This is a genomic window from Mycobacterium sp. DL99 (genome assembly GCF_004762045.1).
Classification (GTDB): Bacteria; Actinomycetota; Actinomycetes; order Mycobacteriales; family Mycobacteriaceae; genus Mycobacterium.
The window spans coordinates 117,508-132,296 of the sequence record NZ_SJOM01000007.1 but is presented as its reverse complement, the minus strand read 5'-3'; the positions used below and the strand labels follow the sequence as shown (position 1 = coordinate 132,296).

The following is a 14,789-nucleotide window of genomic DNA, read 5'->3' as shown; positions in this document are numbered from 1 at the left end:
GTCAATGCCCTGTTCCGAACCGCACACCGATGGTGGTGAGCACGACGTTGACTGCGAACAATGCCACCACGCACAACACCAGGGTCTCGTTCACCGCGGTGCCGACGCCCTTGGAGCCACCGGCCACCGTCAGGCCGCGGTAGCAGCCGACGAGTCCGGCGATCAGACCGAACAACGTGGCCTTGATGACCGAGATCATCACCTCGGGGAATCCGGTCAGCAGGGTCAGCGTGGACACGTAGGCACCGGCGGAGACGTTCTGGACATAGACGCCGAAGAAGAAGCCGCCAACCAGACCGATGGTGATCACCGCGCCGTTGAGCATGAAGGCCACAAAGGTGGAGGCGACCACGCGGGGAACGACCAGGCGTTCGATCGGGTCGATACCCAGCACCTCGAGCGCGTCGATCTCCTCACGCACGGTGCGGGCACCCAGGTCCGCGCAAATCGCCGTCGACCCGGCGCCGGCCACCACGAGCACCGTGACCAGAGGACCGAGCTGCGTGACCGCGCCGAGGGCTGCGCCCGCGCCCGACACATCGGCGGCACCGAACTCCGCCAACAGGATGTTGAGCGTGAAGATGATGAGCACGGTCAGTGGGATCGAGACCGCGAGCGTAGGCAGGAATGCCACCCGGATCAGGAACCAGCTCTGCAACACGAACTCTTTCCACTGGAAAGGCCGTGTGAGAAAGGCCTTTCCAGTGAGCACAGTCATCTTGAAGAAGCCACCGACCATAGCCAGCGGCTTCTCCAGTTGACCACGTACGTAGCCGACGAGCCCGTCGGCGGGCGCCGTCACCGTTGCGCCCCCTGGACGTGTCGCACGCCCCCTCCTCGTCGCCTGTCAGCTTGTGTGATCCGTCTCTCCCTACTCGCGAGTAGTAATTGAGACCACCGGACTGTACCCGATAAAAACCGGGCCGTGCACTGCATCGGGTGGATTGTGTCATCAACCGTTAGCAAGGGCGTGCAGGGACAGCAAACTTTCGGTGCGACCTGCAGAAACCGTTGACGCTGAGTTACTTTCGCAAACGTCAACCCTACTGGGCGTTGATAGGAGAGCCGAACCGTTCCCGAAGCTCGGTCTTGAGCACCTTGCCCGAGGGGTTGCGGGGCAGGGCATCGACGATTTCGAGCGCCTTCGGGTGCTTGTAGCGCGCCAGGCGATCGGTGAGGAAGCCGTCGAGATCCCCGAGATTCAGTTCGTCGCCGCGGGTAAGGGCGACCACGGCAACCGGAACCTCGCCCCATTTCTCGTCATGGCGGCCGATCACCGCGACCTCGGTGATGGCGGGGTGCCCGGCGAGGACGTTCTCCACCTCGGCGCAGTAGATGTTCTCGCCGCCGGAGATGATCATGTCCTTCTTGCGGTCGACAACCCAGATGTAGCCCTCCTCGTCCTGACGAACGAGATCACCGGAGTGGAACCAGCCGCCGGCGAACGCCTCGGCGGTGGCTCTGGGGTTGTTCCAGTAGCCCGCCATCAAAGTTGGGGCGCGGTAGACGATCTCGCCGACCTCTCCGACCGGGACGTCATTCAAGTTCTCGTCCACGATGCGGGCGGAGACGGTGGGGATCACCTGACCGACCGAACCGAGCTTGCGAATTGCATCGTCCGCCAACAACATGCAGGTGACCGGAGACATCTCCGTCTGACCGAATGCGGCGAGGATCTGGCTACCCGGGAAAGTCTCGGCCATTGCCCGGAGCAAGGTATCCGAAGCCGGCGCCGCACCCCATGACAGGGCTCGCAGGTAAAGATCGCGCGGATTCGCTTTCTGCTCGGCGCACACCGCCTGCCACTGTGCGGGTACCAGGAAGATCGCGGTGACCTTCTCGGCCGCCAGCACGTCGAGCAACGCACCCGGGTCGAACGCGCCGAGCGGATAGATCACTGTGGGCAGGCCGAGTGTCAGACCCGTGTTCACGTTTCCGGCGACCCCGGCGATGTGGAACAGCGGGACGCCGATGAAACCGACGTCATTGTTGATGTCGACGCCCGTGGTGAACAGGTTGGTCATGCCCTGCCCGACGAGGTTGGCGTGGGTCAGCACCGCGCCCTTGGGCCGGCCGGTGGTTCCCGAGGTGTACATGATCAGCGCGGGGGCATCGCTGGGGATGTCAACCGGTTGCGCGGGGTCACCGTCTTCGGCGATCAGGTCCTCATAGCCGAGGACGGCATCCTCGGTAGGCGCGTCGGCCACGATGACCGTCGACAACGTGGCATCGAGATCGCGTACCGCCGTGGCGACCCCGGCGAGCACGGGCTCGGTAACGATAACGCGGGCCTCGCAGTCGCTGACCAGGAAGGCCACCTCGGGTGGGGTCATCCGGAAGTTCACCGGCACCGCGATGGCGCCGAGCTTGTTGGCCGCCAGCATCGCCTCGATGAACTCGGGCCGGTTCAGCATCAGGATCAGCACCCGGTCGCCGAAGCCGACCCCTCGCCGGCTCAGGGCGCCGGCCAGCCTGGTCACCCGGTGGTCGAGCTCCCGCCACGTGGTGGTGTGCCCCAGAAACCGCAGGGCGGTCTTGTCGGGCCGCATCAGGGCATGCCGGGTCAGTTGATTGGCCCAGTTCTGACGACGGGCCAGGTATGGCTGCTCAGTGGGGAACGGCTCGGCAGTCAACGGATCTGTACTCCATCGGTATCGAGTTGCACGAATTTTATATTTGATCAAACATGGGGTTGCCCCGGTCACACTATGGCCTCGGCGCCTCGGCGACAAGCCCACCAGAAAGGCGACCGGATTCGCGTGAACGCACCTGCCAGAGCGGCCGTGCAACGTCGTCGCGGGGGACGGCGCGAGCAACTTTCCGACGAGGTTGCCGCCCAACTGCGGGCCGAGATCATGACCGGTGTGCTGCGGCCCGGGACATTCATCCGGCTCGACGAAACCGCCGCGGCACTCGGGGTGAGCATCACCCCGGTACGCGAGGCGCTGCGCACGCTGCGCGGCGAGGGCATGGTGCAGTTGGAGCCCAACCGCGGCCACGTCGTGGTGCCCCTGACCCGCGCCGACGTCGAAGACATCTTCTGGCTGCAGGCCACCATCGCGCGGGAGCTCGCCGCCACCGCCACGACCCGCATCACCGCGGCCCAGATCGATGAGCTGGAACAGCTCAACGCCCAACTCGCGACCGCGGTCGAAGCTCACGATCCCGTCGCGATCTCGTCCGCCGAGTTCGCCTTCCACCGGGCGTTCAACCACGCCAGCGGCCGGATCAAGCTGGCCTGGTTCCTGCTGCACGTCGCGCGGTACCTGCCTGCCCTCATCTATTCGACCGACCCGAAGTGGGGCACCGAGGCCGTGGAGAACCACCGGCTGCTGATCGACGCGCTGCGCCGGCGGGATACGACGGCCGCGGTGGAGCTCAACGCAAACCAGTTCACCGACGCCGCTCAACGGCTCATCGCGCGGCTGAACGATATCGGGATGTGGGACTGACGCCCGAGCGCTAGGACGTCGGCGCGTCGGCGCGGGAAAACGATGTTCGACCTGCCCGGCTACGAGCGACAATCCAGCGACAATCGCCTCATGAGCATCGTCGGCACCGTTGTTCACAGGTGCGATCAATACTCACGTCACTCCAGGGCGCACCAGCCTCGCTGGTAACAGATTTCGAGCTGCCCACCTGCCAGCGACAGAGTCGCTAATAGCCGGGCACGGGGCGGGTGAGGCTGACGGGGCCAGCGGTGCCGGTTAGACAGAAACCCCCAGCGACAATGGGTTCGGCGTGACCCATGGTGCCCACGTGGCGATTGTCGCTGGATTGTCGCGAGCAGCCGGGCACATCGGATGCCCCTCCGAAATCTGTGACTGGTGTGACTGTCAGACCCCCTTGGCACCGTGACTCCATGACGGACAAACTCCTGCTGCGGGGCACCAACCTCCGCTACGTACTGACCATGCAGCTGCTGCAGCGCGGCACACAGTCGGTAGCCGATCTGGTCGACGCGCTCGAGGATCAGGGATTCACGACCTCGGGACGCGCGTCGAAGGCAATCTCCGATGCCCTGCGCTGGGAGATGCGCCACGGCCGGGTCTATCGGATCAGGCACGGCCGATATCGCCCAGCCGAGATGCCACGGGCTACCGAATACCGCATCCGCAATCGCGTACTGGCGCTGCGCGCGGCAGCGGCCGACCGCGCGGCTAAGCGGACAGCTGCTGCACCCTGGTGACGAGGGCGTTGGCCAGGTGGTCCAGGGTGTCGCCGATGAGCTTCTTGACCATCATGGCCGGGATCGGCAGCTTGACCTCGACCTCGAGGTCAACCTGGAGCAGCGTGCTGTCCGGCCCGAGGGGCACGACCGAGAACCTCTGCTCCTGCTTGGTGAAGTGGTCGCCCTGCTGCAGCACGGTGTAGATCTGGTTCTCGGCGGGGTAGTAGACCGCGTTGATGAAGGTGCCGGATTGACCCTGGATCTCGACGTCCATACGCAGCTGGCTGGGCCGGCCATCGTCGTAGCGGGCCAGGATCCAGCAACCCTTGATCTCGGGGTTCCACTGCGGATAGGCCTCGAAATCACCGACGATCGCCATGATCTTGTCGGCAGGGGCATCAACCTCGACGGTCTTGCTCACGAGTGGCATCCGGCGATGATATCGACTGCAGCAGATCGCGGATCACGTCGGGAATCGGTACGGGGCGGCGCGTGGTCCGGTCCACGTAGACATGCACCCAGTGGCCGACCGCCGCCACCGGCCCGTCCGGCTCGAACAATCCGAGCCGGTAGGTGACGCTGCTGTTACCCAACCGGGCCACCGCCAGGCCGACCACCAACGGGTCGGGGAATTTCAACTCCGCGAAGTAGCGGCACCCGGACTCGGCGACCACACCGAGCCAGGGCGCGGTGACCGGATCGATGTCGCAGTTGGTGTTGATCCAGCCGTTGATCGCCGTGTCGAACAGTTCGTAATACACCGCGTTGTTGAGGTGGCCGAACATGTCGTTGTCGGTCCATCGGGTCAGCACCGGCCAGTGCAGCGGAAAATCCTCGCGGGTCAGGTCGGCAACGTCGGTCATGGCTGAAGTCTGACAGCAGGTGACAGGCTGGTGCGTATGAAGATCCGCGGAGCCGTCCTCGAGCACATCGGCCTCTCCCGCCCGTACGCCGAGTCCCGACCGATCCGGGTGAGCGACCTTGAGCTCGCCGAACCGGGCCCCGGCGAGCTGCTGGTGCGCATCGAGGCCGCGGGGCTGTGCCACTCCGATCTGTCTGTCGTCGACGGCAATCGGGTACGCCCGGTCCCGATGCTGTTGGGGCATGAGGCTGCCGGAATCGTGGAAGCGGGTGACACCGATCTGCCGGTGGGACAACGGGTGGTGATGACGTTCCTGCCGCGCTGCGGCGAGTGCCCGGCGTGTGCCACCGACGGCCTGACACCGTGCGGCCCCGGATCGGCCGCCAACGGCGCGGGCACGTTGATGAACGGCGACATCCGGCTGACCCGCGACGGCCAACCCGTGTTCCATCACCTCGGGGTGTCCGGATTCGCCACCTACGCCGTCGTCGACCGTCGCTCGGTGGTGCCCGTTCCGGGTGATGTCCCCGCCACGGTCGCGTCGCTACTGGGCTGTGCGGTACTCACCGGCGGTGGCGCGGTGCTCAACGTGGGCACGCCGCGGCCCGGCCAGACCGTGGCAGTGGTCGGCCTGGGCGGCGTCGGCATGGCCGCGGCCCTGACCGCGCTCGCGCACGACGACGTCCGTGTCATCGGTGTGGACCAGCTGCCCGACAAGCTGGCCCGAGCCCGTGAACTCGGTGTGCACGAGACCTACACCCCCGAGCAGGCCGCCGACCTCAAGGCCGACGTCGTGATCGAAGCCGCGGGCCACCCCGCCGCGTTGGAAACGTCGATCGCGCTCACCGGGCCGGGCGGGCGCACCATCACCGTCGGCCTGCCCCGTCCGGACGCCCGAATCTCGTTGTCGCCGTTGGGCTTCGTGGCCGAGGGCCGGTCACTGATCGGGAGCTACCTGGGCTCGGCGGTACCGGCCCGCGACATCCCCCGGTTCGTCGAACTCTGGCGGGCCGGGCGGCTGCCCGTCGAGCAGCTGGTGTCCTCGACCATCACCCTCGATCAGATCAACACCGGCATGGACGAGCTGGCCGAGGGGCGGGCCGTGCGCCAGATCATCGAGTTCGGTTAGAACCAGTTGTCGCGCATCTCCAGTGTGGTGCGGTCCAGGCTCGCCAGCAGGTCCAATTGCGGGGCGGTCCTGGGTAATTCGTAGCGGAAGAAATAGCGGGCGGCCTGACGCTTGCCGTCATAGAAGTCGCCCGTACGTCCTTCGGCGGCCAGGTACTGCTCCAGCCAGATCCATGCCACCACGATGTGCCCGAACGCCTCCAGGTACACCGCACTGTTGGCCATCGCGGCCTCGACGTCACCGGAGGCGAACATCGCGCCGGTGACCGCGACCAGCCGCTGCCAGGCCGCGTCCAGCTGAGCGGCCAGCTCAGGCGCCACACCCGTGGCCTGCGAGACGGTTGCCGCGATCCGCTCCCCCAGTGCTGCCAGGCCGGCCCCGCCGTTCTGGGTCACCTTGCGGCCCAGCAGGTCCAGGCTCTGGATACCGTGGGTGCCCTCATGGATCGGGTTGAGCCGGTTGTCGCGGTAGTGCTGCTCGACGTCGTACTCGCGGGTGTACCCGTAACCGCCGTGCACCTGGATCGCCAGGCTGTTGGCCTCCACACACCACTGCGAGGGCCAGCTCTTGGCGATCGGGGTGAGAATGTCGAGCACCGCGGTGTCACCGGTGTCCACGAGCTTGGCGCAGTACAGCGCGAGCGCCAGCCCGCCTTCGACATAGGCCTTCTGCGCCAACAGCATTCGCTTGACGTCGGCATGCTCGATGATGGGCACCTGCGGGGTCGAGGGGTCCCTGACACCCAACGGCCTGCCCTGCGGGCGCTCGCGCGCGTACTGCACCGACTTGAGATAGCCGGTGTAGCCGAGCGCGACCGCGCCCATCCCGACGCCCAGGCGGGCCTCGTTCATCATGTGGAACATGTAGACGATGCCGCGGTGCGGCTCGCCGACGAGGTAGCCGACCGCGCCGTCGAAGTTGAGCACGGTGTTGGTGATACCGCGCTGCCCCATCTTGTGATTGAGCCCCGAGATGGCCACGCCGTTGCGGGTGCCGTCGGCCAGGAACTTCGGCACGACGAACAGCGAGATGCCCTTCGTGCCGGCCGGGCCACCGGGAATCTTGGCCAGCACCAGGTTGACGATGTTCTCGGTGAGCTCATGCTCGGCGCCGGAGATCCACATCTTCGAACCGAACAGCCGGTAGCTGCCGTCGGGCTGCGGTTCGGCACGCGTGGTGATGTCGGCCAGTGACGACCCGGCCTGGGTCTCCGACAACGCCATGGTGCCCGAGAACCGGCCCGCCAGCATGGGTTTGACGAACGTCTCGATCTGCTCGGCCGAGCCGAACCGGGCCAGCAGGTTGGCGTTCGCGATGGTCAGCATCAGATAGCCCGAGGTCGACACGTTCGCCGCGGAGATCCACGCGAATGCGGCCTGCGCCACCGTGGCCGGCAGCTGCGCGCCGCCGATCTCCGCGTCCATCCCCATGGCGAGCAGATCGGCCGCCGCGAAGGCGTCCCACGCTTCTTTCACGTCAGGGATCAGCGTGACGGTCTGCCCGTCAAACGTCGGCTCGTTGGCATCGCTGAGCTTGTTGTGCGGCGCGAAGTAGCGGGTCGCGAGTTGCTCGCACAGATCCAGCACGCCGTCGAAGGTTTCGCGGGAGTGTTCGGTGAATCGGTCCAGCGTGGTGAGCCTCTCGACGTCCAGCCACTCGTAGAGCAGGAAGTCCAGGTCGCGCCGCGACATGATGGTCGACTTCATCGGATCGTGCTCACGCCGCCGTCGACCGGGATGACTGCGCCGGTGATGTACGCGCTGGCCCGGCTGGCCAGGAACACCGAGATGCCGGCGATGTCGTCGGGTTGCCCGATCCGGCCGAGCGGCAGGGCCGACCCGACGGCCTCGGGTCCGCCGCGCAGCATCTCCTTGGTCATCCGGGATTCGAACAGGCCCGGCGCAATCGCGTTGACCAGGATGCGTGGGGCCAGTTCACCGGCGAGGTGGCGGGTCAGCATGTGCACGGCGGCCTTGCTGGCGCTGTAGGAGAAGTTGTCCCGCCCCTTTCCGGGCGCGACGATGCCGTCGATGCTGCCTGTGTTGATCACCCGCGCCGGATCCTCTTCGGTGGCAGCGGAATTCAGCAGCGGCGTGAGAGCGCGGGTCAGTAGGAACACGCCTTTGACGTTGACGTCGTAGACCTTGTCGAACCCGGACTCCGGGAACTCCTCGTACGGTGCGCCCCAGGCCGCGCCGGCGTTGTTGAACAGTGCGTGGATCGCATCCTCGCGCCCCGTCACGGCCGCGGTGAGCGCCGCGACCCCTTCGGCGGTCCCGAGGTCGGCAGGCACCGCGGAGATCCGGCCGAGAGGGGACAGCGCGTCCACCGCCGCGGCCAGCTCGGCCTCCTTGCGGCTCGAGACGTACACGGACGCCCCGGCCTGCAGCAGGCCACGGGCCATCATCAGGCCGATGCCGCGGCCGCCGCCGGTGACGACGGCGACCTTGCCGTCCAGTCGGAACAGATCAGTCATGCCCACCAGTCTGCGTATAACGGACTGTGGGAGGCAATCATGGCGACGACCAAGATCGACTTCAGCTCGGTGGAGTGGGGTTCCGTCGAATGGACCAACGTGTGCACGCTGTATCTGCGGGCCTGCGAAAGCCGTTTGTCCCGGCCGGTTCTGGGCGATCACGCGGCCGCTGAGGCCGTGGACCGCATCGACTACGACTTCAAACGCATGCACCGGGCCTCGCAGCCATGGGCCAACCAGTTCCTGGTCGGGCTGCGCGCCAAGAAGCTCGACGACTGGACCGTCGACTTCCTGACCCGTCACCCCGACGCGGTCGTGCTGCACCTCGGCTGCGGCCTGGACACCCGGGCATTCCGGGTGAACCGTCCCGAATCCGTCACGTGGTTCGACGTCGACCAACCCGGGGTCATCGACCTGCGGCGCAAGCTGTACGACGACGGCCCGGGCTATCGGATGATCGGATCGTCGGTAACTGAAACCGGCTGGCTGCAGGAGACGCCGACCGGGCGCCCGACATTGATAGTCGCCGAAGGCCTGCTGATGTATCTGGACGAGGCCGACGTGCGCGCACTGCTGCAGCACCTCACCGACCGCTTCGAGCACGGCGAGATCGCGTTCGACACGATCGCCCCAATCGGCCCCAAGCTGTCCAGACTGTTCACCAAAGGCATCGTCAAGTGGGGCATCAGCGATATCCACGAGCTCGAGCGATGGAATCCGCGACTCCGCCTGCTCGACCGGGTTCCGGCCTACAGCGACTGGCAGCAGATCCCACTCACCGCCCAGAGGCAGTTGTTCCGGTTCGTCAACGCCACCCTGGCCGGGCGCTACGACGTGCTGAACCGGTTCGTGTTCTAAGCCTTCTCGTCGACGTCGATGCCGAGCGGGGATTCGTTGCGGATCGCCTCGTCGCGGATCAGCCCACGCAACAGCGCCGTGCTGAACTCGACGGCGATCTCCTTGGCGGTCCGCCTGCCGTGGGGGCGCAGCCAGCGGTAGGAGCCCAGGGTCATCCCGATGTAGCCGAGCGCCAGGACATGCGAATCGCAGTCGTAGAACTCACCGCTGGCGATGCCGCGGTCGATCACGTCGCGGACATGCTCGTAGACCTGGGTCTCAGCGCGCCGAATGTAGGCCACCTGCTCCTCGGTGAACCATTCCGCGATGTACGGGCCTTCCTGGAAGTACACGGCCGCGCGCTCCAGGTCGTTGGCGATGCCGACCAGCAATCGCCGGGTGAAGTTGTAGATGGTCTCCCGTGCCGAGGCGGTGGGGTCGTCGTGCAGGGCCTCGACGGTGAAGTCCGCGGTGCTCTTGTAGATGTCGTAAAGGATCAGCGACTTACTCGAGTAGTAGTGGTAGACCGTGGCCTTGTTCAGGCCGACAGCCTCGGCCACGTCGTCCATCCTTGTGCCGTGATAGCCGCGGGCGGCGAACAGTTTGGCCGCGACAGTCAGCAGCTCGTCGCGGCGGGACGTCCCGTTGGCAGCCGCGCCTCCGCGGCCCCGGCCGCGCTCTGCATCGGATGACATAGCACACTCACTATCAGCATCGCCCGGACCTTGCCCAGGAAATCAATCAACTAGATGGTTGAAGAGTGTAGGCAATTCTCTTCGCGGCCCTGTTCCGGCCTTGCCTAGTGCGTCTAGACTCCGGGCATGGATCCGAATCCTGACTACGACCTCAGCGACGAGAGCGACTTCTTCTTTCCGTGGCTGGCCTGGGGTCTGCGCGGCGTCTACCCGCCGCCGGCCTATCCCCCGGTGTAATCAGGACTGTTCGTCAGCCTTCGCAGTCCTGGCGCGCTGGTGATAGCGGCGCGCCTTCATGCGGTTTCCGCAGGTAGCCATCGAACACCAGCGAGCGGTGTTCGGCTTGCTGCGATCAATCAGGAACAACCGGCAGTCCGGATTCCCACACGCGCGTAGCCGCCCCGGACTCCCGACGCGCAGTGCGTCCCAGGCCAGGATGGCCCGCACGGCGCCGCGCCGCGCCTCATCGGTATCGAGTTCCCACCTCACGCCGCCCTTCGTGGCGCACGCCCGCAATGCCACCGCATCGAGAAGCGGCGCCAACGCGGCCGCCGTCTCGGCCCCGCGCACCACTGCCTGGAGCACGTTCCTGGCCTCGACCAGTTCCGCCAGTTCGGCCTCGGTCACCCCATGCTCGCGCAGCCAGATCCCCGCCTGCACGCGGTCCGCGAGTATGTCGCGCTGCCTTCCATCGGTCACCGGCGTGGTGTTGAGCAGATCCAGCAGCAGGGCGTCGTCGCTCAGGCCCACCTCCAGCAGCTCCATATCTAACCTCCAAACAACTATTGACAGGTTATGCCCTCCGGCGTTAGATGTCACTAACCACTAAAACTAGTTATAGGAGTTAGTCATGACCGTTCACCATCGCTACGCCACCGTCGACGGGCAGCGGTTGTTCTACCGCGAGGCGGGTGCCCCGGACGCACCGGCGATCGTGCTGCTGCACGGCTTCCCGACGAGCTCGTACATGTTCCGCGACCTCCTTCCCCGGCTGGCCGAGCGCTACCACGTCATCGCGCCCGACCACCTCGGCTACGGACACTCCGATGCACCGGCAGCCGACGAGTTCGACTACACCTTCGACGCGCTGGCCGACCTGACCGACGGCCTGCTGCACCAACTCGGGGTGTCGCGCTACGCGATCTACGTCCAGGACTACGGCGCCCCGATCGGCTGGCGACTGGCACTGCGGCATCCGGAGGCCATCACCGCGATCGTCAGCCAGAACGGCAACGGCTATGACGAAGGCTTCGTCGAGAGCTTCTGGACGGGAGTGTGGGCCTACCAGCGTGAGCAGACCCCCGAGACCGAGGCGGGCGTGCGGACCGCATTGAGTGTCGACGGCATCAAATGGCAGTACCTGACCGGGGTTTCCGACGAGAGCCTGGTCAACCCGGACACCTGGGTGCATGACGCGGCGATGGTGGTCCGGCCGGGCAATGATCTGGTGCAGCTCAAGCTGTTCCGCGACTACGCGACGAACGCGCCGCTGTACCCGGCGCTGCACGAATACCTGCGCACCAGTGGGGTTCCCGTGCTCGCCGTGTGGGGCGAGGGCGATCCCATCTTCGGCCCCGACGGGGCGCGCGCCTTCGCCAGGGACGCCGTCGACGCCGAGATCCATCTGCTCGCAGGCGGGCACTTCCTGCTGGAGACACATGTCGACGAGGTCGCGCGCCTGATCGACGGGTTCCTGCGGCGCCGCGCCTGACGCCACGTGTTCAACGCATCGGCTCCGCCTGCTGTTGCATGCACCCCTTGAAACCGCCCACGGGTTTACGACCATGGCGTCACATTCGTTGCAAACGGTTAAGCGGCGGCGAGTTTGACCGCCTCGCTCACATCTGTCCGCAACTTGAGGTACTCCGGCGAGCGGCGCAGTTCGTGAGCGTCGACGCCGGTGCGCGGCAGTTCCACCGGTAGATCCAGGGCGATCTTCCCGGGCCGCCGGGTCAACACCACGATGCGGGAGCCCAGGAACGCGGCCTCGTCGGCGCTGTGCGTCACGAAAACCGTTGTGCGACCGGACTCCGCGCTCACCTGACGGACATCCTCCTGCAAGCGCTCGCGGGTCAGCGCATCCAGCGCCGCGAACGGCTCGTCCAACAGGAACAACGGGGTCTCGGCGGCCAGCGCCCGCGCGATCGCGACGCGCTGCTGTTGTCCGCCGCTGATCTCCCAGATCCTGCGCTTGGCGGTGCCTTCCAGGCCCACGCGCTCCAACAGTTCCTCGCGCCGCTCGGCGTGCCGCTCACGAGGCACGTTGGCGTACTTGAGGGCCAGGTCCACATTGCCGCCGACGGTGCGCCACGGGAACAGCCGCGGCTGCTGGAACACCACGCCCGAGGTGACCCCGGGCGTCGGACGGGAACCGGACACCTCGACCTCGCCCTCCGACGGGGTCTCGAAACCGGCGATCAGGCGCAGCAGTGTGCTCTTGCCGCACCCCGACGCCCCCACCAGGACCAGGAACGAGCCGGGCTCGACGTCGAGATCCACCGGGCCGAGCGCGGTCACCTCCTCCGAACCGCGCCCATAGCGGTGCGCGACGTTCTTGATCAACAGGGCACCGGAGGCATCACTGCTTGACGATGACATCCGGCAACCCCTTCGTGTAGATGGCATCTTTGAACGTCTGCAGCGGCGCCGCCGCGGGGATCTGCTTCTGATCGGCCAGGAACTGCGACGCGCTCTGCAGGTTGGCGGCGATGTTGCCCGGTGCGCCGTCACTACCCAGCCACTCGGGGGAGGCCACCTGGGCCGGGGTCAGGTAGACGCCCTGCTTGAGTTGTCCGGCAACATCTTCCGGACTCAGACCGACCTCGGCCGCGATCGCCTTGGCCGCGGCCTGCGGGTCGTTCTTGATGACGTTCAGCGCGCGCGCCTGCTGCTGGCGCCAGATGTCGACGACTTCCGGGTGAGCGATGGAGAACTCGTCGGACACGGCCGCCAGATCCAGCGTGGGCTTGCCGTCCTTGGCCAACTGCCGGCTGGTGATCAGATCCTTCCCGGTCTTGCGCAGCTGGTCCAGCGTGGGCAGCCAGCTGTAGGCCGCGGCGATGTCGCCCCGCTCCCAGGCCGCAAGGATGGCCTGCGGCTGCAGGTCGATCAGCTGAACATCACTGGGAGACAGCCCGTTCTGCGCCAGAGCGGCCAGCAGGCTGTAATGCGCGGTGGACGCGAACGGGGTGGCGACCCGCTTGCCCCGCAGGTCGGCGATCGAGTTGACGCCGGCGCCGTCACGAGCCACCAGGGCCTCGTTGTCACCGGCCACGTCGAGCACGAACGCCACCTTGTACGGAATGTTCAGCGGGGCTGACAATCCGCGGGCCACCGGACTGGAGCCGAGCGCACCGAAGTCCAGTTCCTTGGCGATGAACGCGGTGTTCACATCGGCCCCGGAGTCGAACTTGGTCCACTTGATGTTGTAATCGGGCAGCGCCTCTTCGAGCCACTTGTTGTTCTTGACGATCAGGTCCCCACTCGGAAAGGACTGGTAGCCAAGGCGAATGGTCGGCTTCTCGGAGTTTTGCCCGGAGTGGTCCACCGCGCAGCCGGACAGCGCGACCATCGACAGCGCGGCAGCGGCCAGCAACGACTTGAATTTCATATCTTCCCTCTCCATGGGACAACGCGCCGCTCCACGGCGCGCAAACCTCCGTCGATCACCAGGCCGGAGATCCCGATGGCGAAGATCCCCACCAGCACGACCGGTGTGTTGTTGTAATTGCTTGCGTCCTTGACCAATCCGCCGATTCCGGGGATGCCGTTGAACAGTTCGGCGGCCACCACCGACGAGTACGCCATGCCCACGGCCAGCCGGATTCCGGTGAACGTCTCCGGCAGCGCCGAGGGCACCACGACGTCGCGGATGACCTGCGCCCGGCTTGCCCCCAGGGCCCGGGCCGCCTCCTGCAGCCCGACGGGTGCGGCCACGACCGCCGCGGTGGTGGCCACCGCGGCCGGCGGCAGCGCGGCCAGCGCGAGCAGCGTGATCTTGGGCGCCTCGTCGATGCCGAGCCAGATCACGAGCAGGAAGAAGTAGGCCAGCGGCGGCAGGGCGCGCAGGAACGTCAGCCAGGGTTCGAGCACGCTGCGCAGCCAGCCGACCGAGCCCATCAGGAGACCGAGCGCGACTCCGACGACGACGCCGATGATGACGCCGGCCAGCACGCGGCGCAGCGTCATGTACAGGTGCTCGTAGAGCAGATACCCCGCGTAGCCGCGGGCCCCGTCACGCGTGGAGGAGACGTCGATGAACGCACGCCAGACCGTCGACGGGTAGGGCACGAACGTCTGATTCCAGATCCCGGCCCAGGCGACGGCCTGCCACGCCGCGAAGAACACCACGACCGACAGCAGCGGCAACGCCGAGCGGGTCAGCAGGGTGCGCCAGCGGTTCGACGGCGCAACGGGACGTGGCGGGCCGGCTTCGGCCTCGCTGGGGACGATATCGACGAACACAGACACTGTGGGCCAGCTTTCTGTTGCTGAAGGCAGGGGTGGCGATTGGCTTCAGCGACAACAGCAACCGGGCAGTGTTCCGTTCACCCGGGTATTGCTACCGGCGGGCGCGTCTGTGGTGAAGGTCTGAAATCGAGGTGAGTTTATTTGCCGCC

At 66.5% G+C, this 14,789-nt stretch carries 17 protein-coding genes; 6 read left to right on the top strand and 11 right to left on the bottom strand.

Annotation, left to right across the window (positions count from 1 at the left end):
- Nucleotide 1 precedes the first annotated feature (1 nt).
- Both EYZ64_RS00830 and fadD5 read right to left on the bottom strand, forming a co-directional pair.
- A complete protein-coding gene (locus EYZ64_RS00830; RefSeq protein ID WP_167858059.1) occupies nucleotides 2-739 on the bottom strand; it encodes an MlaE family ABC transporter permease in 738 nt (245 codons plus the stop codon).
- A gap of 304 nt (nucleotides 740-1,043) precedes the next feature.
- Complete coding sequence (fadD5, locus tag EYZ64_RS00825; RefSeq protein ID WP_135451443.1) at nucleotides 1,044-2,633, bottom strand: fatty-acid--CoA ligase FadD5; 1,590 nt, start codon at nucleotides 2,631-2,633, stop codon at nucleotides 1,044-1,046.
- A 126-nt stretch (nucleotides 2,634-2,759) separates the two neighbouring features.
- Here fadD5 and EYZ64_RS00820 point away from each other — a divergent pair, with 126 nt between their 5' ends.
- Both EYZ64_RS00820 and EYZ64_RS00815 read left to right on the top strand, forming a co-directional pair.
- Nucleotides 2,760-3,452 carry a GntR family transcriptional regulator gene (locus EYZ64_RS00820; RefSeq protein WP_135451442.1) on the top strand — a complete coding sequence of 231 codons (693 nt, stop codon included), beginning with the start codon at nucleotides 2,760-2,762 and terminating at the stop codon, nucleotides 3,450-3,452.
- Between the two features lie 410 nt (nucleotides 3,453-3,862).
- Nucleotides 3,863-4,189: a hypothetical protein gene (locus EYZ64_RS00815; protein WP_135451441.1), complete on the top strand. Its 327-nt coding sequence runs from the start codon at nucleotides 3,863-3,865 to the stop codon at nucleotides 4,187-4,189.
- On the opposite strand, the gene EYZ64_RS00810 is transcribed toward EYZ64_RS00815, so the two are convergent.
- Nucleotides 4,161-4,601, bottom strand: coding sequence for an SRPBCC family protein (locus EYZ64_RS00810; RefSeq protein WP_167857660.1), 441 nt, complete (start codon nucleotides 4,599-4,601; stop codon nucleotides 4,161-4,163). The two genes, EYZ64_RS00815 and EYZ64_RS00810, sit on opposite strands and share 29 nt — an antisense overlap.
- Entirely contained in the window at nucleotides 4,570-5,034 is a 465-nt protein-coding gene (locus EYZ64_RS00805) for an acyl-CoA thioesterase (RefSeq protein ID WP_135451440.1), read from the bottom strand. Before EYZ64_RS00805 ends, EYZ64_RS00810 begins: the two co-directional genes overlap by 32 nt.
- 36 nt (nucleotides 5,035-5,070) lie before the next feature.
- Here EYZ64_RS00805 and EYZ64_RS00800 point away from each other — a divergent pair, with 36 nt between their 5' ends.
- A complete protein-coding gene (locus EYZ64_RS00800) occupies nucleotides 5,071-6,162 on the top strand; it encodes an alcohol dehydrogenase catalytic domain-containing protein (RefSeq protein ID WP_135451439.1) in 1,092 nt (363 codons plus the stop codon).
- Here EYZ64_RS00800 and EYZ64_RS00795 read toward each other — a convergent pair.
- Nucleotides 6,159-7,868 (bottom strand): acyl-CoA dehydrogenase, encoded by a 1,710-nt coding sequence (locus EYZ64_RS00795; RefSeq protein WP_135451438.1) that lies wholly within the window; start codon nucleotides 7,866-7,868, stop codon nucleotides 6,159-6,161. The genes EYZ64_RS00800 and EYZ64_RS00795 overlap by 4 nt on opposite strands.
- Nucleotides 7,865-8,638, bottom strand: a complete 774-nt coding sequence (locus EYZ64_RS00790; RefSeq protein WP_135451437.1) for an SDR family oxidoreductase — start codon at nucleotides 8,636-8,638, stop codon at nucleotides 7,865-7,867. Before EYZ64_RS00790 ends, EYZ64_RS00795 begins: the two co-directional genes overlap by 4 nt.
- 39 nt (nucleotides 8,639-8,677) lie before the next feature.
- Between EYZ64_RS00790 and EYZ64_RS00785 the strand changes: the two genes are divergently transcribed.
- Nucleotides 8,678-9,496, top strand: coding sequence for a class I SAM-dependent methyltransferase (locus EYZ64_RS00785; protein WP_135451436.1), 819 nt, complete (start codon nucleotides 8,678-8,680; stop codon nucleotides 9,494-9,496).
- Here the strand turns inward: EYZ64_RS00785 and EYZ64_RS00780 are convergent.
- Nucleotides 9,493-10,170 (bottom strand): TetR/AcrR family transcriptional regulator, encoded by a 678-nt coding sequence (locus EYZ64_RS00780; protein ID WP_135451435.1) that lies wholly within the window; start codon nucleotides 10,168-10,170, stop codon nucleotides 9,493-9,495. The genes EYZ64_RS00785 and EYZ64_RS00780 overlap by 4 nt on opposite strands.
- Nucleotides 10,171-10,296: 126 nt before the next feature.
- On the opposite strand from EYZ64_RS00780, the gene EYZ64_RS00775 reads away from it, so the two are divergent.
- On the top strand, nucleotides 10,297-10,407 hold the full coding sequence (locus tag EYZ64_RS00775; protein WP_003883225.1) for a hypothetical protein: 111 nt from the start codon (nucleotides 10,297-10,299) through the stop codon (nucleotides 10,405-10,407).
- Here EYZ64_RS00775 and EYZ64_RS00770 read toward each other — a convergent pair whose 3' ends face one another.
- Nucleotides 10,408-10,935: a CGNR zinc finger domain-containing protein gene (locus EYZ64_RS00770; protein ID WP_135451434.1), complete on the bottom strand. Its 528-nt coding sequence runs from the start codon at nucleotides 10,933-10,935 to the stop codon at nucleotides 10,408-10,410.
- 85 nt (nucleotides 10,936-11,020) lie between these two features.
- Here EYZ64_RS00770 and EYZ64_RS00765 point away from each other — a divergent pair, with 85 nt between their 5' ends.
- The gene (locus tag EYZ64_RS00765) at nucleotides 11,021-11,881 is read left to right on the top strand and encodes an alpha/beta fold hydrolase (RefSeq protein WP_135451433.1); all 861 of its coding nucleotides are present in this window, start codon (nucleotides 11,021-11,023) and stop codon (nucleotides 11,879-11,881) included.
- Between the two features lie 98 nt (nucleotides 11,882-11,979).
- On the opposite strand, the gene EYZ64_RS00760 is transcribed toward EYZ64_RS00765, so the two are convergent.
- From EYZ64_RS00760 to EYZ64_RS00750, 3 genes are read right to left on the bottom strand one after another with little or no spacing between them, the layout of a single operon-like run.
- Nucleotides 11,980-12,768: an ABC transporter ATP-binding protein gene (locus EYZ64_RS00760; protein ID WP_135451432.1), complete on the bottom strand. Its 789-nt coding sequence runs from the start codon at nucleotides 12,766-12,768 to the stop codon at nucleotides 11,980-11,982.
- Complete coding sequence (locus EYZ64_RS00755) at nucleotides 12,749-13,780, bottom strand: taurine ABC transporter substrate-binding protein (RefSeq protein ID WP_135451431.1); 1,032 nt, start codon at nucleotides 13,778-13,780, stop codon at nucleotides 12,749-12,751. The genes EYZ64_RS00760 and EYZ64_RS00755 overlap by 20 nt, the downstream gene beginning before the upstream one ends.
- Nucleotides 13,777-14,640: an ABC transporter permease gene (locus EYZ64_RS00750; protein ID WP_135451430.1), complete on the bottom strand. Its 864-nt coding sequence runs from the start codon at nucleotides 14,638-14,640 to the stop codon at nucleotides 13,777-13,779. The genes EYZ64_RS00755 and EYZ64_RS00750 overlap by 4 nt, the downstream gene beginning before the upstream one ends.
- Nucleotides 14,641-14,789 lie beyond the last annotated feature (149 nt).

Bases quoted from the DNA above. Each gene is read 5' to 3' on its own strand.
- EYZ64_RS00830 (WP_167858059.1), bottom strand. From the start codon at position 739: ATGGTCGGTGGCTTCTTCAAGATGACTGTGCTCACTGGAAAGGCCTTT.
- EYZ64_RS00800 (WP_135451439.1), top strand. From the start codon at position 5,071: ATGAAGATCCGCGGAGCCGTCCTCGAGCACATCGGCCTCTCCCGCCCG.
- EYZ64_RS00780 (WP_135451435.1), bottom strand. From the start codon at position 10,170: ATGTCATCCGATGCAGAGCGCGGCCGGGGCCGCGGAGGCGCGGCTGCC.
- EYZ64_RS00760 (WP_135451432.1), bottom strand. From the start codon at position 12,768: ATGTCATCGTCAAGCAGTGATGCCTCCGGTGCCCTGTTGATCAAGAAC.
- EYZ64_RS00815 (WP_135451441.1), top strand. From the start codon at position 3,863: ATGACGGACAAACTCCTGCTGCGGGGCACCAACCTCCGCTACGTACTG.
- EYZ64_RS00795 (WP_135451438.1), bottom strand. From the start codon at position 7,868: ATGAAGTCGACCATCATGTCGCGGCGCGACCTGGACTTCCTGCTCTAC.
- EYZ64_RS00785 (WP_135451436.1), top strand. From the start codon at position 8,678: ATGGCGACGACCAAGATCGACTTCAGCTCGGTGGAGTGGGGTTCCGTC.
- EYZ64_RS00810 (WP_167857660.1), bottom strand. From the start codon at position 4,601: ATGCCACTCGTGAGCAAGACCGTCGAGGTTGATGCCCCTGCCGACAAG.
- EYZ64_RS00790 (WP_135451437.1), bottom strand. From the start codon at position 8,638: ATGACTGATCTGTTCCGACTGGACGGCAAGGTCGCCGTCGTCACCGGC.
- EYZ64_RS00775 (WP_003883225.1), top strand. From the start codon at position 10,297: ATGGATCCGAATCCTGACTACGACCTCAGCGACGAGAGCGACTTCTTC.
- EYZ64_RS00765 (WP_135451433.1), top strand. From the start codon at position 11,021: ATGACCGTTCACCATCGCTACGCCACCGTCGACGGGCAGCGGTTGTTC.
- EYZ64_RS00770 (WP_135451434.1), bottom strand. From the start codon at position 10,935: ATGGAGCTGCTGGAGGTGGGCCTGAGCGACGACGCCCTGCTGCTGGAT.
- EYZ64_RS00755 (WP_135451431.1), bottom strand. From the start codon at position 13,780: ATGAAATTCAAGTCGTTGCTGGCCGCTGCCGCGCTGTCGATGGTCGCG.
- EYZ64_RS00805 (WP_135451440.1), bottom strand. From the start codon at position 5,034: ATGACCGACGTTGCCGACCTGACCCGCGAGGATTTTCCGCTGCACTGG.